The organism is Kitasatospora sp. NPDC059827 (genome assembly GCF_042731675.1).
Classification (GTDB): domain Bacteria; phylum Actinomycetota; class Actinomycetes; order Streptomycetales; family Streptomycetaceae; genus Kitasatospora.
In genome coordinates, this window is sequence record NZ_JBHWIV010000019.1 from 66,312 (window position 1) to 91,425 (window position 25,114).

The 25,114-nt window shown below is 71.3% G+C and carries 26 protein-coding genes; 3 read left to right on the top strand and 23 right to left on the bottom strand.

From position 1 onward, the window contains the following. Positions 1-18: 18 nt before the first annotated feature. The 14 genes from ACFV8H_RS14980 to ACFV8H_RS15045 form a co-directional block, all read right to left on the bottom strand. A complete protein-coding gene (locus ACFV8H_RS14980; protein ID WP_380399744.1) occupies positions 19-843 on the bottom strand; it encodes a hypothetical protein in 825 nt (274 codons plus the stop codon). After that, a complete protein-coding gene (locus ACFV8H_RS14985; protein ID WP_380399746.1) occupies positions 843-4,637 on the bottom strand; it encodes a hypothetical protein in 3,795 nt (1,264 codons plus the stop codon). The genes ACFV8H_RS14980 and ACFV8H_RS14985 overlap by 1 nt, the downstream gene beginning before the upstream one ends. Further along, complete coding sequence (locus tag ACFV8H_RS14990) at positions 4,630-4,893, bottom strand: hypothetical protein (protein WP_380399748.1); 264 nt, start codon at positions 4,891-4,893, stop codon at positions 4,630-4,632. The genes ACFV8H_RS14985 and ACFV8H_RS14990 overlap by 8 nt, the downstream gene beginning before the upstream one ends. Positions 4,894-4,898: 5 nt before the next feature. After that, entirely contained in the window at positions 4,899-5,492 is a 594-nt protein-coding gene (locus ACFV8H_RS14995) for a hypothetical protein (protein WP_380399750.1), read from the bottom strand. Positions 5,493-6,050: 558 nt separating this feature from the next. Then, complete coding sequence (locus ACFV8H_RS15000) at positions 6,051-6,599, bottom strand: hypothetical protein (protein WP_380399752.1); 549 nt, start codon at positions 6,597-6,599, stop codon at positions 6,051-6,053. A 257-nt stretch (positions 6,600-6,856) separates the two neighbouring features. Then, on the bottom strand, positions 6,857-7,426 hold the full coding sequence (locus ACFV8H_RS15005; protein ID WP_380399754.1) for a hypothetical protein: 570 nt from the start codon (positions 7,424-7,426) through the stop codon (positions 6,857-6,859). Between the two features lie 117 nt (positions 7,427-7,543). Continuing rightward, positions 7,544-7,972 carry a hypothetical protein gene (locus tag ACFV8H_RS15010; RefSeq protein WP_380399756.1) on the bottom strand — a complete coding sequence of 143 codons (429 nt, stop codon included), beginning with the start codon at positions 7,970-7,972 and terminating at the stop codon, positions 7,544-7,546. Next, positions 7,965-8,216 carry a hypothetical protein gene (locus ACFV8H_RS15015; protein WP_380399758.1) on the bottom strand — a complete coding sequence of 84 codons (252 nt, stop codon included), beginning with the start codon at positions 8,214-8,216 and terminating at the stop codon, positions 7,965-7,967. The genes ACFV8H_RS15010 and ACFV8H_RS15015 overlap by 8 nt, the downstream gene beginning before the upstream one ends. A 111-nt stretch (positions 8,217-8,327) precedes the next feature. Next, a complete protein-coding gene (locus tag ACFV8H_RS15020; protein WP_380399759.1) occupies positions 8,328-8,798 on the bottom strand; it encodes a hypothetical protein in 471 nt (156 codons plus the stop codon). Beyond that, on the bottom strand, positions 8,798-9,130 hold the full coding sequence (locus ACFV8H_RS15025) for a hypothetical protein (protein WP_380399761.1): 333 nt from the start codon (positions 9,128-9,130) through the stop codon (positions 8,798-8,800). The genes ACFV8H_RS15020 and ACFV8H_RS15025 overlap by 1 nt, the downstream gene beginning before the upstream one ends. 8 nt (positions 9,131-9,138) lie before the next feature. After that, on the bottom strand, positions 9,139-9,750 hold the full coding sequence (locus ACFV8H_RS15030; RefSeq protein ID WP_380399763.1) for a hypothetical protein: 612 nt from the start codon (positions 9,748-9,750) through the stop codon (positions 9,139-9,141). 151 nt (positions 9,751-9,901) lie between these two features. Beyond that, positions 9,902-10,732 carry a zinc-dependent metalloprotease gene (locus ACFV8H_RS15035; protein ID WP_380399765.1) on the bottom strand — a complete coding sequence of 277 codons (831 nt, stop codon included), beginning with the start codon at positions 10,730-10,732 and terminating at the stop codon, positions 9,902-9,904. Between the two features lie 132 nt (positions 10,733-10,864). Then, positions 10,865-12,718: a glycoside hydrolase family 15 protein gene (locus ACFV8H_RS15040; protein ID WP_380399766.1), complete on the bottom strand. Its 1,854-nt coding sequence runs from the start codon at positions 12,716-12,718 to the stop codon at positions 10,865-10,867. A gap of 193 nt (positions 12,719-12,911) precedes the next feature. Continuing rightward, positions 12,912-14,075 carry a ThiF family adenylyltransferase gene (locus ACFV8H_RS15045; protein ID WP_380399768.1) on the bottom strand — a complete coding sequence of 388 codons (1,164 nt, stop codon included), beginning with the start codon at positions 14,073-14,075 and terminating at the stop codon, positions 12,912-12,914. A gap of 386 nt (positions 14,076-14,461) precedes the next feature. On the opposite strand from ACFV8H_RS15045, the gene ACFV8H_RS15050 reads away from it, so the two are divergent. Further along, positions 14,462-15,772 (top strand): M14 family zinc carboxypeptidase, encoded by a 1,311-nt coding sequence (locus ACFV8H_RS15050; RefSeq protein WP_380399770.1) that lies wholly within the window; start codon positions 14,462-14,464, stop codon positions 15,770-15,772. Between the two features lie 50 nt (positions 15,773-15,822). On the opposite strand, the gene ACFV8H_RS15055 is transcribed toward ACFV8H_RS15050, so the two are convergent. The 4 genes from ACFV8H_RS15055 to ACFV8H_RS15070 all read right to left on the bottom strand — a co-directional run bounded on the left by ACFV8H_RS15055 (position 15,823) and on the right by ACFV8H_RS15070 (position 18,081). Continuing rightward, positions 15,823-16,404 carry a LuxR C-terminal-related transcriptional regulator gene (locus ACFV8H_RS15055; RefSeq protein WP_380399772.1) on the bottom strand — a complete coding sequence of 194 codons (582 nt, stop codon included), beginning with the start codon at positions 16,402-16,404 and terminating at the stop codon, positions 15,823-15,825. A 236-nt stretch (positions 16,405-16,640) separates the two neighbouring features. Beyond that, positions 16,641-17,141, bottom strand: a complete 501-nt coding sequence (locus tag ACFV8H_RS15060; protein WP_380399774.1) for a hypothetical protein — start codon at positions 17,139-17,141, stop codon at positions 16,641-16,643. After that, positions 17,138-17,536, bottom strand: a complete 399-nt coding sequence (locus ACFV8H_RS15065) for a hypothetical protein (protein WP_380399776.1) — start codon at positions 17,534-17,536, stop codon at positions 17,138-17,140. Before ACFV8H_RS15065 ends, ACFV8H_RS15060 begins: the two co-directional genes overlap by 4 nt. A 104-nt stretch (positions 17,537-17,640) precedes the next feature. Then, positions 17,641-18,081: an ATP-binding protein gene (locus ACFV8H_RS15070; RefSeq protein ID WP_380399778.1), complete on the bottom strand. Its 441-nt coding sequence runs from the start codon at positions 18,079-18,081 to the stop codon at positions 17,641-17,643. 248 nt (positions 18,082-18,329) lie between these two features. Here ACFV8H_RS15070 and ACFV8H_RS15075 point away from each other — a divergent pair, with 248 nt between their 5' ends. Further along, complete coding sequence (locus tag ACFV8H_RS15075; protein ID WP_380399779.1) at positions 18,330-19,667, top strand: hypothetical protein; 1,338 nt, start codon at positions 18,330-18,332, stop codon at positions 19,665-19,667. Here ACFV8H_RS15075 and ACFV8H_RS15080 read toward each other — a convergent pair. The 3 genes from ACFV8H_RS15080 to ACFV8H_RS15090 all read right to left on the bottom strand — a co-directional run bounded on the left by ACFV8H_RS15080 (position 19,664) and on the right by ACFV8H_RS15090 (position 22,569). Continuing rightward, positions 19,664-20,689, bottom strand: a complete 1,026-nt coding sequence (locus ACFV8H_RS15080) for an NAD-dependent epimerase/dehydratase family protein (RefSeq protein ID WP_380399781.1) — start codon at positions 20,687-20,689, stop codon at positions 19,664-19,666. The genes ACFV8H_RS15075 and ACFV8H_RS15080 overlap by 4 nt on opposite strands. A gap of 129 nt (positions 20,690-20,818) precedes the next feature. Then, positions 20,819-21,256 (bottom strand): hypothetical protein, encoded by a 438-nt coding sequence (locus ACFV8H_RS15085; protein ID WP_380399783.1) that lies wholly within the window; start codon positions 21,254-21,256, stop codon positions 20,819-20,821. Next, on the bottom strand, positions 21,256-22,569 hold the full coding sequence (locus tag ACFV8H_RS15090; RefSeq protein ID WP_380399785.1) for a phage major capsid protein: 1,314 nt from the start codon (positions 22,567-22,569) through the stop codon (positions 21,256-21,258). Before ACFV8H_RS15090 ends, ACFV8H_RS15085 begins: the two co-directional genes overlap by 1 nt. 607 nt (positions 22,570-23,176) lie before the next feature. Between ACFV8H_RS15090 and ACFV8H_RS15095 the strand changes: the two genes are divergently transcribed. After that, positions 23,177-23,566 (top strand): hypothetical protein, encoded by a 390-nt coding sequence (locus ACFV8H_RS15095; protein ID WP_380399786.1) that lies wholly within the window; start codon positions 23,177-23,179, stop codon positions 23,564-23,566. A gap of 155 nt (positions 23,567-23,721) precedes the next feature. On the opposite strand, the gene ACFV8H_RS15100 is transcribed toward ACFV8H_RS15095, so the two are convergent. Both ACFV8H_RS15100 and ACFV8H_RS15105 read right to left on the bottom strand, forming a co-directional pair. Further along, entirely contained in the window at positions 23,722-23,949 is a 228-nt protein-coding gene (locus ACFV8H_RS15100) for a DUF397 domain-containing protein (protein ID WP_380399788.1), read from the bottom strand. Then, complete coding sequence (locus ACFV8H_RS15105) at positions 23,933-24,826, bottom strand: helix-turn-helix domain-containing protein (RefSeq protein ID WP_380399790.1); 894 nt, start codon at positions 24,824-24,826, stop codon at positions 23,933-23,935. Before ACFV8H_RS15105 ends, ACFV8H_RS15100 begins: the two co-directional genes overlap by 17 nt. Positions 24,827-25,114 lie beyond the last annotated feature (288 nt).

The window sequence follows — 25,114 nt, forward strand, 5'->3', positions numbered from 1 at the left end:
GGCCACGGTGTTCTCCGGTCAGGTCAGGTAGGCGCGGCGGCCGGTGACGGCTAGCTGGGTGGTGGGGCCGGTGTTGGTGCCGGTCAGGCGCACGCTCGGAGGCTTGCCGGGCCGGCCGGGGGCCAGGCGCAGGAAGGCGGGTCCGGTGTTGGTCAGGCGCCCCGGGTCGGGGACGAAGCCTCCGCTGCCGGTCAGCTGCCAGGTGGCGGCGTCTACGGTGAGGGTCTGCCCGGCGCCGATCTGCCCGGTGTAGGTGAAGGAGTCGCCGGTTCCGTCGGTGGTGTCGGTGACGGTCGGGGCGGTGATCGGGCCGGAGAGCAGGTAGGCGAGTTGCTCCATGGGGGCGGTGGCGTCGGCGAACCAGGTCAGCGCGAGGTCCTGGGGCACGGGCGTGCCGGGGACGGCCGCCTGGGTGCTGGTGTCGGTGGACACCCAGTACCCGGCGGGCACGTTGACCTCGAGGCTGATGCGCATGCCGCTCTGGCCCAGCGGGGTCGGGGTGAGCGCGGACAGCACCTCTCCCTCACAGCGGCGGACCTGGCCGGCGGCGGTGTGCCGCTCGAAGGTGAGCAGCCGGTGCGGGCGGGCGACGACGCGCAGCAGGTCTTCCCACGCCGCCTCGACGTCCTGCCAGCCGCCGGTGGTGGGGGCCAGCCACAGGGCGAGGGTGAACTTGCCGGGGCCGTGGTGCTTGGGCCTCCACAGTTCCCCGATGCGGTTGGGCACGGTGGCGTTCGCGCCGATGACGGCCGGGGTGCCGGTCAGGCCGGCCCGGTACTCGACGTCGCGTACCAGGCCGTCGGTGAGGTCGTAGCCGTCCACCAGCCAGCGTTCGCGGGCCATCAGGCGCTCTCCTTGTCGAACAGGCCGAAGCTGGCGAGGGCCCGCAGCCGGTTGTTGACGGTTTCCCCCGGTGTCTCGGGCAGCGGGTTGGTGATGTACTGCACGATCGCGCCGGGCGAGATGACGGTGCCGATGCGCTCCCCCTGGACGCCGTCGGCGAGTTGCCCGCGGGCGGCGTTGATGGCGCTGACGGCGCCGCCGCCTCCGAGTCCGCGCACGGCCTGCGGCGTCAGGATGCCTTCGCCGGGGCTGAGTCGGGCCAGGGTGCTGTCCTGGCCGGGCGCGTAGCCGGGCACCACTCCCCCGGTGGCGTAGCCGCGTACGAAGGCCAGGACGCCGTCGACGGCCCGGTTGACCATGCCGCGCAGCATCGTGCCCCACGTGTTGTCGGGCATCCAGTTGAACCAGGACCGCACCGGGTTCAGAGCCTTGCCGAGCGCGCCGGCGGCCCAGCCGCGGAGCTGGTCGACCGCGCCGTCCACGAGGCCGCCGAGGAAGAAGCCCTGCACGGGCGCGCCGGAATCAGCGAGGCGACCTGCCCGGGCGGCGTCGTTGAGGGCGGTGATGCCGCCTTCTCCACCGAGCTGGCGCACGGCCTGCGGCACGAGTACACCCTCACCCGGGCTGAGCATGGCGGGCACGGTGTCGCGGCCGGGCGCGTAGCCGGGCACGACGCCGCCTCGGGCGAACCCGACGGTGAAGCTGGGCAGTTTGCCGAGGCCGAAGCTGTCGGCGATCCAGTTCCAGGCCCGACGGATACCGCCGTCGTACACCGTGTTGACGAGGAAGCGGATCGGCGGGGCGAAGATCCCCGACAGTTTGCCCCAGGACCAGGCCGCGAAGGCGACCATGCTGTCGAGGGCGTAGCGCACGCCGTCCGCGAGCCCGCTGAACGCGCCGTTGACAGCGTTACGGAACCAGTCGACCTTCTGATAGGCCGTCACCAGGCCGAGGACGATGGCCGCCACGGCGGCCACGATCAGCATGATCGGGTTAGCGGACAGCAGGGCCATGGCGCCGCGCACCGCGCCGATCGCGTTGGCGACGAACATGATCCCGCCCGCGACGCCGGCCATCGTCAGCAACGCGGAGACGAACGGCGCCATGCCGGGTATCGACAGCAGCACCTGCACGGCCGAGGCGACGGCCTGGATGACGAACAGGAACCCGGACAGCGTGTTGCCGAGGCCGCCGAGTTGGGCGGCGATACCGACGATGGAGCTGAGCAGCCCGAGCAGTTGGTCCCACAGCTGGCCGTTGCCCAGCGATCCGGCCAACTGCATGACCGCGGGCAGGACTTCGGTGCGCAGCCGGGCGATCAGCGGCGCGAGCGCCGGGTTGTTGGTGAAGTTGAACCAGGCGACGCCGAGGGCTGCGACCAGCCGACCGACCTCCTGGAGGACGGGGACGGTGTTGGCGAAGTACCCGGCGAGCTTGGCCTGCGTCTCGCCTTCGCCCGTGAGCGAACGGAAGGAACTCGCTGCGTGGGCGAGCGAGTTGAGGAGCTGCTGTCCGGCGGGGGCTGCGGCACGCCCGATGTTCAGAACACCGAGGCCGATGTCCCGCAGGATGCCCCACAGCTGCGCGCCGGTGTCCCCGGCGCGCTGGAAGAACCCTTCGAGCTGGCCGCCGTCACGGCGGGCCTGGATGAACGAGGCCGCCAGGGCAGCGCCGCGTTCGGTACCTCGGGCGAGGCGCTCCAGCAGCGGCGCGGCGGCGGCCGTGATGTTGCGCAGGCTGTCGGCAGCGCTGAGGCCGGCGTTCGCCAGTGAGCCGATGACCCGCGTGTTGGTCGAGGCGACCTGCGCCAGGTCCGTCCGCCACGGCCCGGACGCGGCCATCTCCGCGCCGCGCTCGGCGGCCTGGCCGAGCACCTGCCCGGTGTCGCCGATCGCGCGGTTGAAGATCGGCAGCAGGACCAGGGCCCGGCCGATCCCCCTCTCCAGCGGAGGCAGCAGTGCCTCCTGCGCAGTGTCCCGCAGCCCCCGCAGGACCGGCTGCACCGTGCCGGAGAGGAACCGTGCGAAGCGCTGCCCGGCCGGGGAGAGCGCGTTGAGCGCCTGCTCGGCAGCATTGGCGGCGCTGCTGGTGCTGTTGAGCGCCTGCGACTGGTCCCGAACCGCGCGGGCGACGTCCCGCTGGGCGTCCGCTACCTGCTCGGCGGAACGTTTCTGCTGGCGCTGCGCCTCGCGCACCGCCTTGTCGAGGTCGGTGTGCGCGTCCTGGACCTCGCGCACCGCCTCGACGCGGGCCCGGGCGGCCTGCTGCTCGGCCTCCCGGACGCCCCGGACCGCGTCCTGCTCTGCCTCCTGGGCGCGGGCCAGCTGCTCCTTCGCGGACGCGACTTGGTCGCTGCCCTCGACGCCCTGCTGGTTGGCCTTCTTGACGTCCTCGGCGAGCCGCTTGTTGCGGGTGCGGACGTCCTCGAGCTGGTTGACCGCCTCCTGGTAGGAGACCTGGGCTTCGCGCCGGTCCGTCTCCGACGAGAACGGGCTGACGTTGACCTGGTTGAGCCTGGAACGGGCCTGATCCAGCGAGAGCAGCGCCTTCTGCTCCTCCAACGGCCCGCGGGCGGCGTCCCGGTTCAGGTCCTCCAGGGTGCGCTGCGCTGCCTGCCGGGCGTCGTTCAGCGCCTGCTGCGCCTGCGCGGCGGCCTGGTGCGCGCGGGTGACCGTGAGCTCCGCCGCCGCCAGCTGCCGGTCGGCGGCGGCGACCGAGGCCGCTGCCCGCTCCTGGACGTCAGCCAGCCGGCGCCGGGACTGCGCGACCTGCTCGGCGCCGCGAAGAGCCTGCTCGTCGGTGTCGCGCTGGGCGGTGCCGAGACGGCGCTGCGCGTCCGCCACCCGGTCGGCGGCAGCCTGCCGGGCCTGCGCGGAGGCGCCCGCCGCGCCAGCGGACTGCTTGTCCGCCTGGCCGAGGGCCTTGACGGCGGCGCCGATGCCGGAGAACGCGGCGAGCAGGGTGCCCAGGCCCTGGACGGCGGCGCCCGCCGCGCCGGGGAGGGCGCCGAGCAGCCCGACCGCGGGCGCGGCTGCCGCGCCCATCGCGAAGAGCCCGGCGGCGACCTGGGTGAGGGCCTGGCCGAGGGCGAGCGCCCCGGAGGCCATCGCGGGCAGTCGGGCCAGCCCGGCGACGGTGGAGCCGAAGCCCTCGGCGGCCTGGAGAAACCCCCCGGACTCACCGCCACCGCCAGCCGAGCCGCGGGCGTTGAGGGGGACGTCGACCGGCCGGGACGCGAGCGTGCGGAACGCCGCGAGGCGGGTGGTCGCGGCGGCGGTGTCGACGTCGACCCGCACGCGTACAGACAGGCCGGCCAGCGCTTCCTTGACGCGGGCGCGCAGCCCGGCCGTCTCGACGTCCAGGTCGAGCTTGACGGTGGCAGCGGCAGCCTCGGCGGCGATCCGGACGCGCTGGCGCAGGTTGCCGGTGTCGAGGCCGACCCCGACGCGCACGTACGCGGCGCGGGCGGTCGCCGCCCGCACCTTCTCCGCCAGCCCGGAGGTGTCCGGGTCGACGGCGACCTTGATGCGGGCGCGGGCGGCCTGCGTGGCCGCCTGGACGCGCTGGCGCAGCCCCGCAAGGTCGACGTCGACCGTGACCTTGATCCGGGCACGGGTGGCCTGCGCAGCGGCATCGACGCGCTCGCGCAGCCCGGAGGCGTCCGGGTCCAGCCGAACCTTGGCCCGCAGGTTGCGCACCGCCGCGTCGACACGGGCCTTCGCGTCCGTCGCGAACCCCGACGAGTCGGCGACGACCTCAACAACGAGGCGACCGGAGTCGATCTCCTCAGCCACGCCCGGCCGCCTTTCCCGTGCGGCGCAGCACGGCGACAGCCCGGGCCATGCCCTGCCCAGCATGCTCGTGCCCGCGGCCGGCCCTCAGATAAGCCGGACGCGGCAGCTCGACCGGCCTGCGCAGGCGGTGCTCCGCCGCCAGCACCGACACCAGCTCCACCAGCTGCGCCAGCAGCTCCTGCGTCAGCCCCCAGCGATCCGCACCGACCTCCGCCCCGTCCCGGCGCAGCAGGGCCTCAGCAGGCAGCCCCCGCATCAGGGTCAGGAGGCGTCGAGTGCCGACGAATCCAGGGTCACCGGGCCGTCGCCAGACACCGCGGGCGTCGAGCCGGTAGTACCGCTGGAAGTCGGCTTCGAGGTCGTCCCAGCGCTCGAAAGCGACTCGGACGGCCCCATGAGTTCCCCCAGGCCCGCACCGCCCGGGAAGTACTTCGCCCAGACCGCGCGCACCAGCTCGAAGATGTCCGGGTGGCTGGGACGCTGCTCCATCAGCCGGGCGAACCCGTCCTCCCCGAGCAGACGGCGGCCCATCTCGGCGGCCGCGGCAAGCAGGTCGGACGGCAGCGACGGCTCCGAGCCGAGCACGTCCACGATCAAGCTCGCAGCCTCGGTCTGCTGGTCGCCCTGCGCCTGCGCGGCCTCCACCAGGGAACGCAGCAGCAGCGGCAGGTACGGGATGCCGACCAGCGGCTCCCACACCGCGAGCGGCAGCTCAGCCGGCAGCATCGCCACGGCGGCACCGCCGAAGATCAGCGGCTCCTCGCCGACGGTGTACTCGGCCTTGGCCGCACGGGCCTTCTCGGCAGCAGCGGCCAGACGGCGCTCACGGGCGGCGTCCAGGTCGATCCCGACCACGTCGGCTCCTCGGTCTGTAGGCAACGGAACGCCGCAGACCGTAGGAGCCGGGGATGGGTAGCGTCGCGTCCAGCGCCACACGAGAAACTAAGGGTGCCGACGGATATCGCCGCCTAGCACGCGGGGAGGGGCTCTGTGCCCCGGTGGCTCCTCCCCGCGTGCTAAGTGGCGGCCAACCCGGTCGTTAGGCCCGGCGAGCCCTCCACCAGTCCCCGACGATCACGAACAAGCAAGCTTCGGCGGTCAGCCACATGACGTCGCCAGCCGAGAAGCCGCCGACGGTCCCGCACACGAGAACGCCGAGGACTACCGCCGTGAGCCCGTCGAGCGCGGCCCGACGGCGGATGGCCTGGATAATCCGGCCACGGAGGACGGACTCAGCAGCAAGCTCGTGGCTCTCTGCGGAGCCACGCGCGATAATGCCCATTGGGTGCCTTTCTGACTCGATCAGGTTGGTGCTGCAACCGTCGCCCCCTCGCTGGTTGGCCGTAGGAAGCACTGCGGGGGGCGGCGGGTTCTCATCCGCGAAGCGCCAGCACGGACTTCGCGTTGTTCAGGTCACTGCTGGATGGACTTATTGGCGTACGCCCAGACGTCTCGGAATGCCTGCTTCACACCGGCGTGGAACTGATCGCTGCGGTACGGACAGTCCTCTACCCCGGGAGGTGCCATCTCGGCGGGGAATGCCTCGCCGAGGGCTTTGTGCCATGCGGGGGGCCAACCGGTCGGCGACCGACAGGCCATCTCCAACTCTCGCAGGACATCCGTGGCCGGTTGGTACTCCGCGCGCCAGAGGATGGACAAGAGCAGGGGGACGTCGAACTTCTTCCGATCGAGCCAGACCATCCAGTCCCAGGGCGCCTGCTCGGCTAGCTCGAAACCCGTACGGTACCCGTCCTCGTAATCTTCCCGAGCCGCAGCTCGAAGCCGGTCGGCAACGACCGCGACACGGGCCTCCGCCCACTCTGGCCGGTAGGGCTGACCCTCCTTCTCCGGGGCGAGGAGAGCCAGCGCTCTCTGTACGAGCTGACTCACGTTGTCCTTCTCGTGAAGGGCATGTGCCCGCGCGAGAAGCGCATCTGGGATGGAGACCGATACCTTCGCCATGCGCCCAACGGTAGCACCATTGGGTGTGACTTCCAAGTAGGAATGGTAAGTATTACCTCAAGGTGCTACCAGGCAGAGGCGGGTCTGCCCGCTTCGCCCGACCAGCTGCGGACACGACGATGCCCCGGCCGAAGGGGAGGCCGGGGCATCGCGGGGTCGGGCGGCCCCAGGGGGGAGAGGGCTGCCCGACGTGATCCACATTAGGCGCACGGGCTGCGGATGGGCACAACCCCAAAACACCTACTGCTACGTCGAGTTCATGCCGCCGCAGGGGCGAAGCCAGGGTCGTCAGTCAGGTCGTACCACGGGTCGCCGACGGATCCGCCGATCACCTTCATCTCCAGGGGCAGCGTCGACTCGGCGTCGTTGGGGAACTTCTGGTTCACCGACGCGACCTGCTCGCACAAGGGCACGATGCGCCGGTAGTGCTTCGCGCCGTCAATCAGCTCGACCACCGCCGCGAACTGCTTGCGGCCGCCCACCTTCGGCGGGCTGTAGCGGTAGAAGGTCTTGCTGTTCTGGGTGACGCTCGTGACCTCGCCACCGCCGTACACCGCGACGATGTTGCCCGCGTTCCACTCCTGCAGCTCGACCTTGATCGTCGCGGCGTCCTCGGTCTGAATGGTGCGGGCCGTGTACCTCAGCTGGTGGCTCTTGAGGTCCTCGAACTTCGGGTCGGTGTTCCACTCCAGACTGCCCGGCTTGAACAGCCCGGCTTCCTTCCACCCGGCTGGCATCGCCGCCACCGGGTCGGTGGGCGCGACCGTACCCGGCACGGCCAGGTACAGACGGGCCATCTGCGCAACGAACATGCTCTCCGCGGGCACGACCGGCCTCCTCAACGCGGACCGTCAGAAACGAGCCGGACCGTAGGCCGCGCCGAGCAGTAACGTCGCGCCGGCACCGCGCGTGGGGCTGTCGCACAACTCGCGCAATGGCCCCGATCACGCGGTCGGCGGGTGCGCGGTGACGGCGAGCACGGCGACGTACCGGGCCTGGCCGGTCGGCTCCGGCAGCCACCCTCCAGCCGACAGCGCCCGCACGGCGGTCACCACCGGCCGTCCCGGGACGGCGGCCTGCGAGGCCAGCTCGTGCAGGGCCTGGATCGCGATGGCGAACACCCGACGCAGCAGCGGGCGGGGAACCGACCGGTCGAGGTCTCCGAGCGCTTCGACCTGGAGGTGGAAGGTGGCGGTCCAGCGCCAGCCCGGCACGGCACCACCGGGGACCTGGGTGATGCGGATACGGGGATAGGGCGGGGTGTTGCGGGCCCCGACCCGGCCGGGCCCGCCGAGCGCCTTCGTCAGCTCGGCGTGCCCCGCCAGCCAGGCGACAGCCAGTTCCTCAGGATCCAGGGCGGCCAGGTCAGCCACTCGCCTGCCCTGTCGCCTTGTTCGCCGTCGCCTTGGCCACGGCCGGCTTGCTCTCGACGGCGGCCTTGAGAGTCTTGGCGACCGCGGCCGAGTCGGCGGGGTCCAGGTCGGCGACGTACCCGGCGCCGATCAGCTGCCGGGCCTCGTGGTGCAGGACCTCGATCTCGTCTCCGGGCAGCAGTTGCTCACCGTGCCACGTGAGGTGGTGGGCGAGGACGATGCGGACGTGGTCGGGCTGGGCCATGCCGGCTCCTTCGGGCGGTGGTGGGTGACCGGCGAAGGAAAGCAGGGCCCGGCCCCTACCGTCCGCCTCTCCGCACCGCGCCTCACGCTGGAGCGGGCCTCGCGCGGCGGGTCAGCGGCGCCGGGCGGCGACCTGGGAAGCGGCACCGCTCATGAAGTGGGTGCCGTCGCCGTGCGCGTACTCCGCCTCGGCAGCTCGCGGGAAGTCGCATGCGACTTCTGCCCGGGTACGCGTGCCGTCAATGGCGGCCTTGCCCGCCGAGATCGTCACGGCGACGGCTTCCGGGTCCTCGGTGACCGTGCACCGGCACCCCGCTGTCTCCTCGACGGGGCCGTCGGGGTCACGCGGTCCGGAGAGCGTGGTGTCCCCGACGGAGAAGGGAAGCGGCGCCGGTACGGTCTGGCCGTCGGCGGCCTGGTGGCTCGGCCGCGCATGACCGTCTTCCTGGGTGTGCCAGGTCTTGGCCGCCGGGGCTCGCCGCCGGGCCTCCTCCGCGACGTCCTCGGCCAGGCGCTGGGTGTGCCGCAGCATCAGCGGGGCCAGGCGGCGGGCAACGTCGGAGGGCAGCTCGAGGTGCGCCATCACGGGTGCCCTTCCGGCCGGGTGCCGCCCGAGACGCGGGCTCGCCCCTTGATCCGCACGTAGGCCAGCGCGGGGTCGTCGGTGTTCGCCAACCGGTCGGCCACGAGAACGGTCCACTCGGCTCCGGTGGACGGCTCCACCACGACGTCGCCGACCAGCAGGGTGCCGGCCTGCGCGTCCAGGGCCAGGTGCCATGTGCCGTCGGGCTGCGGCACGGCGCGGCCTGGCCACGGTCCCCGCAGCGGGCCGAGCGGCCCGGTGACCTCCGCGCCGTGCCCGTCCAGGACGGGCGTGCCACGGGTACGGACACCGAGCTGCCGGTCTGCCAGCACGACCGCCATCACAGCCCACCCGGCCAGAACTCGTGCCCGTACCTTCCGGGGATCGTGAGCCCGGGCGGGTTCGGCCTCGTCGGGGACTGGTAGACCCGGCGGCCGCGCAGCCGCCACCGGTCGGTCGTGGCGAGGTCCGGCGGCGCGAGCACCACCGGCGGCTCAGCCGCGGTGTCGTAGGTGACGGACTGGCCCTCCACGGAGGCGGAGGCGACGCGGCGCTGGCGTGCGGGCGCGTCCGCCAGCAGCGGGTGGTGGCACGCCGTCGCCCGTACCCACAGGCGCAGCGGGGCGGTCTGCGGGTCGGCGCGGGCGTCGATGCCGGCGGTGTAGGTGACTGTGTACGTCGGCGTGCCGAAGGGGCCGGACGTCGTACCCGTCTCCAGGACGGCGGAGATCACCGCGATGAGGGGGCCGTGGCTGAGCACCCAGCCGTCCGCCCCGGCGCGGACACCGCTCTCGGTGTACTGCGCGGGGAACAGCGGCCGGCCGAGGTGCCCGATCAGGGTTTCCTGGGCGTCCTCGACCGCGACCTCGATACGCTGCCGCACCGGGTCACCGAGGGGGGTCGGGTAGCCGAGGCGGCGGGCGACGTCCTCGGCTGTCACGATCAACTCCACCGTCGTCCTCCTCGCTTCTGGATGGCGAGGAGGGACGGTAGGCGGCGCCCTTTCTTGTGTCCTGCCGGGCTTCGTGGCGCGCGGCCGGGACTACGGTGGTTGCCTCACGAGCAGCTGCCGGTCATCGTTCACTACCCCCGCGAGCACGTGCTCAGGTGTCCTGGTGGCGGTCCAGCCAGACGGCCGGGTCCTGGATTTCCCGGTTGGTCGGCATCCATTCCTCGTCCTTCAGAAGGCGCTCGATCGCGGAATACCCGCCGAAGGCGTAGACGGCGGCGACGAACTTCTCACCGAGGTCGTAGGCATCCGCCCGGGGGGACTCAGCGACGAGCCGGGTGAAGAGCTCGGTGGGCTCGGGTTCATCGTCCAGGCGTTTGCATGTCGCGACACCGCACAGCCTCTCGGACGCCCTCGCTTGGACCCAGGAGGCATGGCCTTCCAGGACAGCGGACGGGGCGCGGTACTCGTCGCGGGGCCACTTGGCCTGCTGGTCCTGGAGGCCGAGGCGCACCATGGCGTAGGGGAGCGCCGCGTTGATCTCGAACTGGCCAAGGTGCACGACCTCGTGCGCGAGGCAGCAGGTCAGGAAGCGGTCAGTGCCGCGGGACTCGGCATGGGCGGTGGGCATGACCACCAGGGCCGGAGCGCCGGAGCGGTAGATGATGGCGCCCTGGACCGCGGGGGCGAACCCTTCTGCCATGGTCTTGCCCTTGGTCTTGACCGCCATCCTCGCCGACGCCCTGAGCAACCGGCGCTTCACGCCGCTGAGTTCAAGGGATTCGATGCCCCTGTCGACCATCAGCAGGCTGTGCTCGGTCTGCCACGCGACGAACTGCTGCGGGCTCGCTATGCGCACAGTGATGTGGTCGGGAAGCGGCAGCTGGGAGAGGTCGGCTGCCAGTGGGATTGCGGCTTCCATCAGCCGTTCGTACCGGCGCTGGTCGTCGGCGCTGGCGCCGGCGTCGTTGTGGATGGTGAACATCGTGGATCTTTCCGTGGTTGGGCGGTTGTTGCGCGGCCTCGCACCCGTGGTGCGGTGACGTTGGCCGTGGTGTCGAGAGGGAAGATCAAGGGCAGTACCCGGCGGGCCGGTAAGGGTGGGCGGCGCGGGGCTCTACCCCTCCGCGACCGCGAGCATCAGCTGATCGTCGACGGCTGGGTCCGTGCTCGCGGTGCTGACGGCCAGGGCCGCCCGGATCAAGCCGTCGTGCGACAGCCCCTGCGGGTAGTTGCCGAGGTGGATGCCTTCGGCGGGGTCGTACTGCTCGGCGAGGAGGCCGAGGTCGCTGCGCACCGCCAGCAGGCGGTCGAGCAGGTCCTCGGCGTCGCCGTGCCTGCCGATCAGGGCGAGGGCTTCGGCCATCCAGAAGGCGGTGGCGAGGAACGCTCCCTCGTGTCCGGACAGCCCGTCCACGTTGTCGGCCGCATCGGCGCTGGTCGGGTAGCGACGGAGCAGGCCGCCGCCTGCGGCGAGTTCGCGTTCGATCGCCTCGACGGTGCCGATCACCCGCTTGTCGTCCGGCGGCAGGAATCCGGTGCGGGCGATGTGCAGGAGGGAGGCATCCAGGTCTCGGCCGTCGAGGTACTGGGTGAAGGTGTTGCGCTCCGCGTCGTAGCCCCGGGCGCACACCTCGGCGTGGATGGTCTCGGCGGTCGCCGCCAATCCGCGAAGGATCTTCTGGTCGCCGGCTTCGTGGCGTTCCAGGACGCGCACCGCACGGTCGAGGGCCACCCAGGCCCACACCAGGGAGGAGACGTACCGGCGCGGGGTGCCCCTGCTCTCCCACATCCCGTCGTCGGGTTGCTCCCACAACGCCTGGGCCTTGAGCGCGAGGGCGAGCAGCAGTTGATCGGCGTCGGGGCACGGCGGAATGCCTGCGTCGTCCATCTGCGCGAGCAGGTCGGCGAGTTCGCCGTACACGTCCAGTTGGTGCTGTGCGGCGGCGGCGTTGCCGATCCGGACCGGCGTAGAGCTGCGGTACCCCGGCAGGTGGAGCTGAGGCTCCTCTGTCGGGACCGGGCCGCCGTCGAGCCTGTACAGGGGTTGGAGGGCGTCCGGGTCGATGTGCGTGGTCAGCCAGGTCCGGTAGGAGGTCGGCTCCTCGGTGTACCCCAGCGCCAGGAGGGACTGCATCATCCACGCGGTGTCGCGCGGCCAGGTGTAGCGGTAGTCCCAGTTCCGCACACCGCCGATGGGAGCGGGCAGCGAGGTGGTCGGGGCCGCGACCGCGGCGCCGCCGAGGTCGCACAGGCCCTTGAGGGTGAGCGCCGACCGCAGGACCGCGTCCCGGTGCGGGCCGTCGTAGGTACAGACGGACGCCCAACGCGCCCAGTACTTCTCGGTCTCCTCCAGCACGGTGGGGTCCGTCAGCGGGGCCGGCGCCGGACTGCCGGTGCGCGTCCACGTCAGCGCGAAGACCAGGCTCTGCCCGGCCTTCAGCGGCACGTCGCAGGAGGCCGTGCCGCGGTTGACGCTGTGGCGGGGCCCGTCCAGCCAGTAGGTGTCGTTGCCGGCTGTCACCCGCAGCCGGGGTGTGCCGTGGCCGACGTACCGCATCTCGGGGGTGAGGGAGCCATAGCCGGGGCGGGGCCGGAACTCGGAGGCCAGGCGCACCATGCCGCTGCGGCAGGTAGCGACGCGCACGACCGTCGGCGGCGCGTACCCGGTGGCGTCGGGGGCGGGCAGGAAGTCGGTCACCGCCAGCACTCCGCTGCCGGTGTCCCAGACCTGTTCGACGGCGAGGGTGTCGCCGATGTAGTGCCGTCGGCTCTCGGTCGGCGTGTTGGTGTACTTCGCTGGGCCGACCCGCCAGAAGCCGGCCGAGGCGGTGCCGAGGAGGCTGGCGAAGACGGCGGTGGAGTCGAAGCCCGGCAGGCACAGCCAGGTCATCGTGCCGTCGGGTCGGGTGAGCGCGGCGGTGCGTGTGTTGCTGAGGAAGGCGTGCGACTCGATCAGCGGATCGGGCACAGTAGAACTCCTGGGGCGGGATGGATGGTTGGTGTGGTTGCGGCCCTAACCCGACGGCCGCCATGGGTGGTGCGTGTGGTGCGATGCGCGCGAGCGCGGTGTCGTCGCCAGGGCGCGGCCCGGCGATCCGCAGCAGGCCTGCTGCTGGCGTGGTGGTGCGTCCGATCACGGGCCTGGGCGGCTTCGCAGCCGGTCAACAGGCGGCGGGGGCCTTCGGCGAGATGCCCGGCCTGGGCTTGGGGTGGTACTGGGCGCAGGAGGGGCAGTCGGGGTTGCGAGGGTGCGTGACGGCGTGCGGGGTCTGGTCGGCGGGGGCGATGAGGCTGTGCCGCTGGATGGTGCCCGCCGGGTTGGCGCTGCGGGTGCCGGTGAGGTGGGTGAGGGCGGCGTGGGCGGCGTAGGTGCCGGCCAGCAGTGCGCTGGTGGAGATGACGGGGTTGCCCAGGGGCCGGGGCAGGGCGGCGGCCAGGACCTCGCCGTGGGTGCCGGGCAGTCCGTAGGCGGTGGCGTCGAAGTGGCGCAGGCACTCCCAGCAGGGGGCGTCGCCGGTGCCCGGCGTGTAGAGCCCGGTGCTGATCAGCGGGCCGTGGTAGCCGGGGTCGATCCACGCGCAGGAGGTGCTCAGGGCCGCGCGGTTGGCGGTCAGGCGCAGGTGGTCGGGCTCGTCGGCGGCGAGGATGAGCAGGTCGCACTGGCGCATCAGGCGTGCGAACTGCACCTGGAGGGCGATCTGTTCGGGGTACAGGACGACGTCGAGGTCGGGGTGACGCTCCAGCAGGCGGTCTCGTGCCGCGTCGACCTTGTACCGGCCGATGTCGGCGCGGATGTAGAGCGTCTGGCGGTTGAGGTTGGAGTCCTCGACGCGGTCGTGGTCGGCGAGGATCAGGCGGCCGATTCCGGCGGCGGCGAGCGCGGCGGCGGCGGCGAGGCCGACGCCGCCGATGCCGACAACGGTCACCGCGGCGCGCGCCAGGATCTGCTGAACGTCCGCACCGGTGCGGCCGGGGTCTTGGTCGACCATCTCCCAGTACTCGATACCGCGTTGGTGGAGGTGGGCGGCACCGGGGTCCAGTCGGGTGGCCGGGCGGGCCGCGGCAGCGTCCTGGACGTGTCCGGCCCGGATCAGGTCGAGCAGCAGCCGGTCGACTTGGGCGGCCGGGACGTCGGGGTATCGACTGGCGACCGCCTGGATGAGCTGATCGCTTGCCAGAGTGCCGTCCAGGAGCTGGAGGAGGTACCGGCGCCAACCGCCGGGGTCGGGGAGGGTGCTTGCGAGGCCGGGCAGCGACCCGATCTGGATCCGGCCGTCCGGTCGGATCGCGGGCTGGTGCTCGGCCCGCAGGCGGGGGTGGGTCACGGTGGGTTCCTCAGGTCGAGGGTGAGGCGGGGGCGGGGGCGGGCCCAGCGTGTTGCCGGGCCCGCCCTGTGCGGTGCCGGTGCGCTACTGGCCGGAGACGGTGCAGCCGAGCAGTTCGTGGGTGGCGGCCGGGCGCAGGCCGCTGTCCTGCGCCTGCTCGGTGTCCTGCGGGTCGACGGTGGCGGCGGTGGTGGCGTCCATGATGATTCCTTCAGGCTTCTAGAACGGAATGGTGGCGAATCAGCCGGAACCCATGAAAGCATTCACGAGCCCTACCCGGAAGGGCTTTCCCAGGATTTCACAGAAGACTTTATATGCCCTTTTTTGGGCAGCATTAAGCTCCACCCAGGAATAGCTTCTGGGCGGTTTTGAGAAAGGGTTCAGAAGTGGCTTTTTTCCTTTCCGGTCTGGATGATGTGCTGGCCGGATACGCAGAGCTGGTGCCACCGGGGGACCTTGTGCCCTCGGTGGAGGAGCTCACCCGGCGGCTGCACGAGGTGGCCCGGCGCGCCCCAGGGCTGTGCCGGGTGCGGCAGATCGGCACATCACGGCAGGGGCGGGCTCTGGACGTGCTATCGGTTGGGGCCGGACGGCGCCCGATGCTGATGGTCGGCGGCCCACACCCGAACGAGCCGGTCGGCTATTCCACCATCGCGTTCTTGGCCGAGCTGACAGCAGGCCATCCGGAGTTGCACGACGGGATGTCATGGCATTTCGTGCCGTGCGTGGATCCGGACGGCGCCGCCCTGAACGAGAAATGGACGAGCGCCCCGCTCGACCTGCACACCGAGCACCGCTATTTCTTCCGCCCGGCGATGGCAGAGCAGCCGGAATGGACTTTCCCCATCCCTTGGCGAGGCGGTGTCCATCGGTTCGATCTGCCGGAGCAGCGGGCGCTGGCCGACCTGGTAGACGAGCTGGAGCCGGCCGCCGTCGTGAGCCTGCACAACTCGGAGTTCGGCGAGTCTTTCTTCGTGATGAGCCGGGACGTGCCGGGCCTGGCTGCCCACCTGGCCGCGGTCGCCGCACGGCACGGGCTGCCGGTCGGCGAGGCCGCCCCGTCGGACGTCGTCGGCTGGCCGGTCCTCGGCGCTGGCGTCTATCGCATGCCGCCGATCGAGGAACTGGTGATCCGCGACCACGACCAGCAGGCCCCGACGTACGGCGCGCACCTGAGCCACTACGCCGCCCGGCACGGGTCGCTCACGCTGCTGCCGGAGGTCCCCCGCTGGCACACCGGCGTCCGCTTCGGCGACGGCTCGCCTACCGCCCTCACGTCGCTCGCCCGGGCTCTGTCCAGCGAGAGCGACCAGGTACGCCAGTTGCTGCACCAGGCCGGCCCGCACGATGACGCATTCGCGCGCGCCGCCGCCGACACCCTGGCTGTGGCCGACACCGTTACCCGCGCCTGGTTGCTGCGGGCCGGGGACACCGCCCCGGTCACGGGGGCAGATCTGGCCGAGGCCCACTACGCCCGGGTCATCCTGACGCTGCGCTCGACCGCGATGGCATTGCGCTCCCTCGCTGAGGCGCGTTCGAACCTCGCGGCGCCGCAGGCCCGCGCTCAGCTGGAAAAGGTGCTCGCCGAGCGAGCCGACCGCTGCCAGCGGCAGCTGCGCATCCAGCCGGTGGAGCTGCGCCGCCTGGTGGCGGTGCAGGCCTGCGCCGCGCTCGCGGCCGCCGTCCTCACCCGGTAGTCCGTGGTGCCCGTAGCCCTGCGGCGTGGGCGGGCGGGGCTGGGGGCGGATCACGAGGCGCCTGCGGCCGCACAGGCCGGACAGGGCGGGAGGGTGGCGTTCAGGACCAGGGGCGTCACCCCGTGGAGCCGGTACACCGCTGCCGCGTTCCACGAGGTGCGCATCCGGGACCGGACGAGGGCCAGGTGGTTGGCGACCGTGTTCTCCGAGACGTTCTTGTGGGCGGCAATCCACGAACGGGTGCCGCCCTCTGCCAGGGCCTGGAAAGAGGTGATGGCGGTGACGGAGATCGGCGTCTTCAGTACGCCCCGGGGCGGGGCCAGCAGTCCCAACCGGCAGGCGATGTCGATGATCTGCGGCGTGGTCGCCGCCCCGAGCTTGACCCCGAGCGTGCGGAGGCGGGTCCGGACCGCGTAGTCGGACGCATGGGTGTGCTCGGCGATCTGCAGTGCGTTGAGGTCGGCGGCGAGCAACGCCATCACCTCGGCCTCCTGCTGCGTGAGATAGGGGTAGTGCCCGCAGGGCCGGACCCGAGGCTCCTCCACTGCCGGGATCCGCGGCTCGACAGCGCGCTCGTGACGAGGTGTCTGGTGGGTGCCGGCTTCCGCCGGCGTGTCGGTGGTGGAGCTCATCAGGATCGTGTCCTTCCTGCCTGCCGCTGCGCAGGCCGTCGCGCTCGGTCATCGTGTGGGGTGGGTGTTGACCGTCCCCAGGGGGCGCAGCGGCACCACCCCGCGCGCGCCCGCGCCCGGGGACGGTCAACGTGGGATCGGCCGTCGCCGATCCGGTCTGGCCGAGCCGTTCCGGGGGAGGTGGAACGGCTGGGCCAGGCGCCCGCTACGGCCCGAGCGGCCGGGCGCAGCGGGGTTCAGGGGTGGGAGTGGCGCAGGCGGGCGTCGGCGCGCCGCAGGGCCACGGCCAGGTCCGCGGGGTCGGTCGGTCTTCGTTCGCCGTCGGGGAGGACGAGCCAGCTCCTTCCGGAGATCCTCTGCATGCCGGGGGCCGGCATCGCGATCGTCGGGGGGTCGGCTTCGTAGTCGAGGTGTCCGATCAGCTGGGTCTGGGGCATGTCCCAGTGCGCGGCCGCGCGGGTCGTGACCAGGAACTCGATGCACCCGGCGCGGTTGTGCAGGACCGGGCCGACCGCTACGTCGGCCTGCCACAGATCGGTCAACGCGACGCGTCCTCTTCGCTCGTCAAAGACCCGCACGACGTTGAAGAGCCCTCCGGTCTCGATGTCGGCGAGCCGACCCGCCTTCCATTGGGCGGTGGCCGATCCCGGGTCCCGGTTGGCGGAGGCGAGCCAGGTCGCACCGAGGTTGAAGTTTGGGGCGGCCCCTCGGAGTTGGCCGCGTCGCGTATACGTCATGGGGCCGCTCCCGTCAGGCCTGCTCCGCTCGGCCTGGCGGAAGCGGCCCCTGCCTCGGCACTGGGGGTGCGGGTGGCGTTGATGATGTAGACGATGTCGCCGTGGGTGATCGTGATGGCGTGCGGGCGGCCCTTGGCGAGGTCGTCAGTGGCCCGTCCCTCGGCGGACGGGGCGCCGAGCCACAGCAGCTGGTCGTCGTCGTGGGTAAGGCCGAGGTCGACGGCGAGTGCCTCGACTCGGTCTCGCAGCACCCTGACGGCCAGCCGGACACTGCCCGCGTCACCGCTCCACAGCGGGATCGGCTGCCCCCACCGGTAGTAGGCGGTGACCGTGCACCAGAACGGCGCCGCCGGCGTCCAGGGACGCTCACGAAGGAAGACGTCCTGGTCGGTCACGGGGCGGCGTTGCGGCGCGGAGGGCATCGTTCGTGGCGATGCGGCTCTCCGCCGTCGGCCCGACGCGGGCCGCCGGCCGAACACCTGGGCAAGTTGGCTGAGCTTCACCGTGTGGCTCCCGGCTTGTCGTCGGCGAGGTCCACGCTCGCCCATACCTTCTTGGTTGTGGCGGTCGTCGCCACCCCCATGGCGAGCGCCAGACGGTCGACGATGACCAGTCCGCGGCCGCGCTCACCACGGGGTGTGAAGACCTTGGGCAGCAGCCGGTCGGGCCGGGAGTCCTGGACCTCGACCTGGCAGGTGCCGCCGTTCTCGTCAAGACGCACCACAACGGAGTCGCCCGGGCCGCTGCCATACCGAATCGCGTTCGCCACCAGCTCCGTGAGGATGAGCAGGACATCGTCGGCGCGGGCACCGTTCACGTCCCATCCCCACTTCCCCAGCTGCAACCGAGCGCTGTGACGCACCATCGGGACCACCGCAGCGTCCGCCGTGAAGGTGCCCGTCCAGTGGCGGACGGGAGCCGGCTGTTCGACGGCCACCATGTGCATCGCTCCCGTCAGCAGGAGCGCCTGAACGCCCCGTTCTTGGTTCGCTTGCGGTGATCAACCCTGGACCGGGTCCGCGGACATAACCACTGGCAAAACAAGGACACTTGGTCCCCAATCGGGTGAGGCACGGGACGAACCATGGACAGTTCGCGGACACTTCTCCCTGACCCGTGTGATCTCCGGGCCAGCGGTGGTAGGCAGAGAACGACGCGGTTCGCACGGGCTGCGACGAAGGGACCGTGATGAACCTGTTCGATGCCTTAATCAGCCAGTCCGGCATGGACTTTCGCGGGTTCCTGTCCGAGTACCGGCGCACTGCCGCGCTGCTCCACGAGAAGACCGGCGATCCCTCTTTCAGGAACATCGACCTGACGGAGAAGACCTTCACGCGGTGGCGCTCCGGGCACGTTGTCCGGCCCCACTACCCGGCACCCGCGATCCTCAAGGGGCTCTTCGGTCGGCCGGTGGACGAGCTCTTCGGGCCCTTCACCGACGAGCAGGCCCAGGTGCAGCGGGCGCCTTCTGCTCCTGTGCTCGATGAAAGTGAACTCTCCATGACTGCAAGAGATGCCCGTGACCACGCCTCGGAGGCAGCGGCTCAGCTGCTCCCCGATCTCACGCTCGACCAGCTTGAGGACGATCTGGTGGGTCTGGTGCAGGACACCGGTACGAGGCCGCCGCACCTGGTCTTCGCCTCGGCGAAGGAGGTGCTCGCCGTCGCGAAGGTGCTGCTGGACCGCACCCAGGTGCTGTCGCAGCGCCGTCGCCTGTACCTGGCGGCCGGCCAGGCTGCGGCGCTTCTCTCCGCGTGCGCCTTCGACCTCGGCGCAATACCCCACGCCTTCGAGCTGGCCCGGGCGGCAGCGCTGTACGGCCAGGTTGCCGAATACGGCCCCCTCCAGGCGTACGCACACGGGTACTTGGCGGTTCTGTACTACTGGACGGGCAAGCCCGCCCAGGCAGTTCGCAAGATCGAGGAAGCCCGGCTGTTCCCCGGCGTCGGGGCCACGGGCAAGGCGAGGCTGGCCGCGATCGCGGCCCGCGCTTACGCGCACCGCGGCCTGGCCGAGGACGCCCAGTTGGCCATCGAGGAGAGCCTGATCGATCGCGGCCCGGTCGACGACGACCTCCACGGCATCGGCGGGGAGTTCGATTTCAGCCCGGAGCGGGTCGCCATGAGCAACAGCTCCACCCTGCTGCTCCTCCACGACGGGCCGGGAGCTGAGGCGTCCGCCCGCCAGTCGCTGGAGCTGATCGCGGCCCGTTCGACCAGTTCCAGCCCGCTCGTCGTGGCTCCGCAGGCCCGAGCCGATCTGGCCTGCGCGCTGCTGATGCGCAACGACCTGGACGGGGCTGCCGAGGCTCTCGACCCTGTGCTCGCGCTCCCCCGGGAGTGGCGCGGGGCCGGGCTCACAGCGAGGGTCCACACAATCCAGGCCGCGCTGGCAATGCCGGCTTTCCGAGACGCCCGACTCGCACAGGACCTCGCCGAACGCATCGAGGACTTCACCGTCGTTGCCGCCCCGCAGCTCCTGGGGCCCGGGGCGCCGAGGCTCGCTCTCGGCAGGGGAAACGGCTAGCCCACGCTCGCCAGGATGGCGTGCTCCTTGGCCGGGTCGAGGCCGTGCTTCGCCCAACGCCTGTGCGGCACCGGCCTGTTCCCCTCGCTCAGCCACGCCCACGTATCGGCCACCGTGTCCGCCAGAGGCCGGCTGACGAATCCCGCCGCGACCGCCGAGGACGAGTCGATGGCCGACGTACCCGGGTGGGTCCACCAGAGCGGTAGCTCGGTCCACTGGCGCAGTCCGTGGCGCAGCAGGACCTCGTCCTGTACCCACACCAGCGTCCCGTTGCTTCCGGTCACGTCCACGCACGCCTGGAGGAGCCCGCCCATCGTCTCTCCGATCGGCGCGGCGAGGTTGTGGACCTGGTGCCCCACACGCTGCGCCTGATCAAGAGCGAACACGGCGGTGTCCCGGACGTCGACAGGCTGGATGCTCCGCGACGGGTCTCCGGGGGCGAGAATGCGCCCGCCCCGCTTGGCCCTGTTCAGCCACCACGGCAGACGCCCGACGTACTCTCCCGGCCCCAACAGCACACCTGGTCGCAGGAGGCTCGTCCGGGCGAGCCCGAAGGCCTCGACCACCGCGCGTTCGGTGCCTGCCTTCCGCCGCCCGTAGATGGGGTTGATACCCGACGTCGCGCCGGGTGGCTGCTCAAGTTCCTGGTCCGTGCCCGCCAGGGCCTCCCACACCGCTGAGTCGGGGTTCAGGGGTTCGATGGGCCAGCCCTCGTACACCGCCACCGTGGACACGTAGATGTACCGGTTGGCGACCGGTTCCAAGGCGCGGGCGCCGGCCAGTACGTCGCGTGAGCTGAGGGCCGAGGCGGACGTGTCGATCACAGCGTCCCAGGGGCCGTGCTCGGCCAGCCGTGCAAGGTCTTCGGGCCGCTCTCGATCACCGTGCACTGCGATCGCTCCGGGCACGGTCCGGCCGGAGCGGCCGCGCGTGAACGTGTTCACTTCCCAGCCTCGTGTCACCGCGCCGGCCACGACGGCCGGCCCCAGGAACCAGCCACCCCCCAGGACGAGAATCCTCATGCCGCTGATCCTGCCAGCCACCGGGTCCACCCGCAGGCCCGGGAGCAGATGCGCTCACGCCGTGTCCAGGAGAGAGCGACGGAGCCCGCCCCCGGCAGCAGGGGGGCGGGCTCCGTCGCTTCGCTGCGGCTACTCCCAGCCGAGCGCCAGCCGAAGTCGCTCGAACTCGTCGCGGGGAACCGACTGCGTCGGCACATAGATCAGTTGCGTGACCGTCCGGTCGGTTCCGGGGTAGGTCCGGCGCTGGTAGATCCGCAACCGAGGGAAGACGACGGTCTGCTCGGGGTGAGCGAGGTCGAACAGCTGCTCCAAGTCGTGGGGCAGCAGGATGCCGTCCTCGTCCACCAGCTCGACGTGGCCGGAGCCCAGGGGCTGGTGGGCGGTGATCCCCGGGGCGGCCGGCTCCGCCTGGTTCGGCTCCGGTGTAGCCGTTGGGCCGGGCGGCGGGTCGAGCGGCGCGGCGGCGGACAACTCGGCGGGCGGGGTCTCCAGGTCCGCGCCGCCCGCACCGACGGCCTCCGCCTCGGGGGCGGCGGTGAGCTTGGTGGTGGGCTTGCGGGCGGCCATCAGTGCGCCTTGAAGGAGCCGTAGACGAAGCTCTCGGGGCGGGGGACCTCGAGGCCGATGCGCTCGGAGCCGCGCATGGTGACGACACCGCGCTCGAAGTTGTCGCGGTTCTCGGTACTGACCTGGACGGAGACCTGCTCGCGGTCGTACAGGCGCGCACCCAGGCCGAAGGACCCGACGAGGAACTTGCCCTGGTTGATGGCCATGGAGTCCACCACGGCGAGCCGCCAGACAATCTTCTGTGCGCCGATCGCGACGTTCACGGCGACGCGGTACGCGCCCTGGAGGTCGGTCTCCAGCTCCAGGTCCTCAAAGTCGAACGGGTGGAGCACGATTCCGGTCGGCGGGTAGTAGGCGAGCACGGCGCGGGTGGCCGCTCGGCGGATCGCCGCGCTCTGCTTGTCCGGGTCGGCCTGCGCGTAGGTCTGGACGCCGGCTGTGTTGACGATGCCGGTGATCTTCTCATCGCCGCCGGCTCCGAAGAGGAGCTCGTTGTCCTCGGTCATCTTGACGCCGTCGACGAGCTCGCTGTCGATGATGTCGCGCAGCCTCGGCTCGTCGGCCAGGGTGTTCTTGTGGACCGGGATGGTGTGCGCGATCTCGGCGACCGGGTAGGTGACGGTCTTGAACGTCAGGTTCGACTGCGGGGCTCGCGCGTACACCTCGACGGCGGCCGTGCCGCCGGGCGGCACCTCCATCGCCCGCTCGGGCACGATCGCCGCCGCGTTGGTGAAGCCGGTGACGCGCACGCCGTACAGGATGTTGGCGGTGGTGGTCTGGGAGGGGAACAGGTCCCGGATGCGGCCCGGTCGAACGGCGCGCGGAACGATGTCCAGGTGCTCGGGGGTGCCGAAGCCGAGGACGTTGGCGGTGCCAGTGCTCCGGGTGAAGATGTCCTTTCGGGCAAGCTGGTCCAGAGCGCTGCCGTCGATGGTCACCATCTGGTCGAAGCTGCCGCGGAAACCGGCGGCCTTGAGGCCCTTGAACTCCTCGCTGTCGAGGAATTGCTGGCCGAGGGACTTGGCCTGGCTACCGAGGTGGGCCGCGAGGGCGGCGTCCTGCGGGGCGAAGGGCTGCGAGGTGGGTTCGGCGAGGAAGGCGTGGACGGTCGCCGCGCCCTCCAGATCGGTGATCAGCTGCTTGATCTCCTGCGCCTCGCCAAGGGCCTTACGGAACGCAGCGGCCTTCTCGGCCGAGACAGTGACGCCGCCGTCCTCGACGGTGAAGGCCGCGCTGATGCCGTCCAGTTCGGCAGCCTTGGCGCGCAACGCGCCGTTCAGCTCCTTGAGTCGGCTCTTGTCGATGGTGGGCACGGTGTGGCGCTCCTTGGGATGGTGCCGGGCCACCCCGCCAGCGCGGGACGGAAGGGGTCCCGCCGTACGACCGGTCAGCACCGGACCGCCACGGCGATCGGCACACCGTAGAGAGAGCTGATCGTTAGTGTCGCGCCGAGGATCACACCGGCCGCCAGCGCCGCCGAACGGGCCGCCCGCCGCCTTCAAGTCGCGAGCTCACCAGCCGATTTGCTGTTCCCAATCCCTGCAACGCCGGTGAGTGTGGTGCTGTCCGGCAGGGCGCCGGACAGCCGGCGATCCGCTGGCGAGTGCATCGGAGACCCGCGTGTACCCCTTCCCGAAACCCCGGCTACCACTTCTGGACGCCGCCTCGTGCCCGTCGGCCGAGTTGGACCACAAGGTCGCCCCGATCCTGACCATCGACGGGCGGATGTTCCAGATCGTTCGGACGTCGGCAGGGTGGGCGCTGCGAATCAGCTCCTCCTCCTCAGTCGAGCTGTACGGGCCGTCGGACAACCGCGCGCATGCGGAGGAATGGCTTCACAGGTGCGCGGCATGGCGCTTGTGGCCGATGGCCCGGACCCGCGGACCCTGGGGGTGCCTCGTCCAGGCTCCCGAGGGCTGGATGACCGCGCTCGCGAACACGGCACTGCCGCCAACCGTCCAACACCACCTTGGCGTTCAGGACGCGGAGGTGCATGCCGCCGGTCACCTGATCACCCCAGCCGCGTGGTCCTCCGCGCACGACACCAGCCTGCCGCCGGGGATCTGGGCGATCGAGACACAGTTCTGGGTGCGGGAGGGCTACAGGGTGCTGGCGACGTGGGCCACCGCCGACCTGGGAACGATCACACGGGACGCCTACCGGAACCACGAACTCGGGCGCGGCAGCTACTCCCCGACCAATCTGGCCGAGCGGCTCGACGTCTCGCATGCGGCGATCTCCGCCGCCGCGGCCGGGCGCGGCTGGAATCCCACAATCAGCAAGGCAGTTGGCGTGCTGGCGAGGCGGTGAAGCTCCCACCAGACGCCTGTTGGCTGGTGGAGGAGACGACAGGGTGCCGGGTGCTCGTGGTTCCCGACGTGTCGCGGCCGCCCAGTCTGGGAGGATGACCGCCGGGGCCGGCCCCAATTCGTCTGGGGCCGGCCCTGCGAGAGCCGTCGGCGGGATCAGGCAAGGTGGTCGAAGTGGCCCGCCTTCGCGCCGAGAAGCAGGGCGCGGATCTCGCCGCGGGTGTAGATGAGCGGGGTCTGTTCGGTCCGCTGCGAGTCGCGGATGGCCACGTAGTCCCCTACTTCGCCGAATTCCACGCAGTTGTTGTTGCCGCCGCTGTAGGGGCTCTTCTCCCACGTAACGGTGGAGAAGTCGATGTCGGCGGGGTCAGGCTTCACGGTCACTGGGGCGGAACTCCTTGATCATTTCAGTGATGCGGGCACGAGTCTCCGGCGGGCCGAGGGCTCGGGCACGCAGGTGGTCGAACGCCTCGTCGTAGCGTTCCACGTCTTCGGGCGCTTCGAGACACACCGACCGGGTCAAGTTCTCCACCCAGACGACGGCCGGGGTGGGGTCGGGGAAGCCCATGCGCATGAAGCTGCCGTAGCTGGCCGGGTGAAGGCCTATGACGAACGGGGCGATCTGGACCACGATGTTGGGCCGCAGGGACATCTCCAGCAGGTGGCGGAGTTGGCCCTCCAGGAGCGCCGGCGTGCCGCGCAGGCGCCGGAGCGCCGCCTCGTCGATCACCGCCCACAGCTTCGGGGGCTCGTCCGACTCGAGAAGGTCCTGCCGCCTCATCCTGACCTCCACGAGGTCTTCGATGCTCTTGGCGTCGAGGTTGAGCCGCATGGCGCCGATGACGGCGCGGGCGTAGTCCTCGGTCTGCAACAGCCCCGGGATGATCTGCGCCTCGTAAGAGTGAAGGGTGGTCGCGCTGGACTCCAGGGCGACGTAGCCCGAGTACTGGGTCGGGGCCATCAGGGCCGAGTACTTGCGCCACCAGCTGTTGCGCTGGGCGTTGTCGGCGCGCACCAGGTCAAGGAGGTCTTCGCGGACCTCAGGATCGGTGACGCCGTAGTGGTCGAGCAGCGCCTTGACCAGGATCGGGGTCGTGCCGCGCTGGCCGGTCTCGATGCGGCTGAGGCTGCCCTGCGTGATCTCGACGGCCTCAGCGACCGCGGCCAGGGTCATACCGGGTATGGCTTCGCGCAGCGCTTTGAGCCGGGGCGCCAGTTGGCGTCGGTACACGGACTGGGGTGCTGGGGGCCTCTTCGCCATGGGACACAGTCTGGCGGGTGGACCGGTGCGGGGCAACGCATCTGAGGCAAAGTCAGGTGGGCATATTGCCCAACTGCCTTTTGTAGGGGCATGCTGTGAGGGCGACAACGAGGAGTGAGCGAAGGGTCACTCCTCATGACGTCGCGTGCTGCCGCGATCCGTTGCACAGACACCCGGATGCGCGCCTCCTGACCTCGGCCTCCGTCCGGCTCTCTCGCCGGACCCGTCGACCTCGTTCAGCCCGAGATCCACCTGCACAGCCGCTGCCCGCAACCCCGAAGGCACCGG

Coding starts and splice junctions, on each gene's coding strand:
- ACFV8H_RS15035 (WP_380399765.1), bottom strand. CDS start 10,732: ATGTTCACCATCCACAACGACGCCGGCGCCAGCGCCGACGACCAGCGC.
- ACFV8H_RS15055 (WP_380399772.1), bottom strand. CDS start 16,404: ATGAGCTCCACCACCGACACGCCGGCGGAAGCCGGCACCCACCAGACA.
- ACFV8H_RS14980 (WP_380399744.1), bottom strand. CDS start 843: ATGGCCCGCGAACGCTGGCTGGTGGACGGCTACGACCTCACCGACGGC.
- ACFV8H_RS15105 (WP_380399790.1), bottom strand. CDS start 24,826: ATGGCGAAGAGGCCCCCAGCACCCCAGTCCGTGTACCGACGCCAACTG.
- ACFV8H_RS15000 (WP_380399752.1), bottom strand. CDS start 6,599: ATGGCGAAGGTATCGGTCTCCATCCCAGATGCGCTTCTCGCGCGGGCA.
- ACFV8H_RS15020 (WP_380399759.1), bottom strand. CDS start 8,798: ATGGCGCACCTCGAGCTGCCCTCCGACGTTGCCCGCCGCCTGGCCCCG.
- ACFV8H_RS15015 (WP_380399758.1), bottom strand. CDS start 8,216: ATGGCCCAGCCCGACCACGTCCGCATCGTCCTCGCCCACCACCTCACG.
- ACFV8H_RS15095 (WP_380399786.1), top strand. CDS start 23,177: ATGACCGCGCTCGCGAACACGGCACTGCCGCCAACCGTCCAACACCAC.
- ACFV8H_RS15060 (WP_380399774.1), bottom strand. CDS start 17,141: ATGACGTATACGCGACGCGGCCAACTCCGAGGGGCCGCCCCAAACTTC.
- ACFV8H_RS15075 (WP_380399779.1), top strand. CDS start 18,330: ATGAACCTGTTCGATGCCTTAATCAGCCAGTCCGGCATGGACTTTCGC.
- ACFV8H_RS14990 (WP_380399748.1), bottom strand. CDS start 4,893: ATGCGGGGGCTGCCTGCTGAGGCCCTGCTGCGCCGGGACGGGGCGGAG.
- ACFV8H_RS15085 (WP_380399783.1), bottom strand. CDS start 21,256: ATGGCCGCCCGCAAGCCCACCACCAAGCTCACCGCCGCCCCCGAGGCG.
- ACFV8H_RS15080 (WP_380399781.1), bottom strand. CDS start 20,689: ATGAGGATTCTCGTCCTGGGGGGTGGCTGGTTCCTGGGGCCGGCCGTC.
- ACFV8H_RS15070 (WP_380399778.1), bottom strand. CDS start 18,081: ATGGTGGCCGTCGAACAGCCGGCTCCCGTCCGCCACTGGACGGGCACC.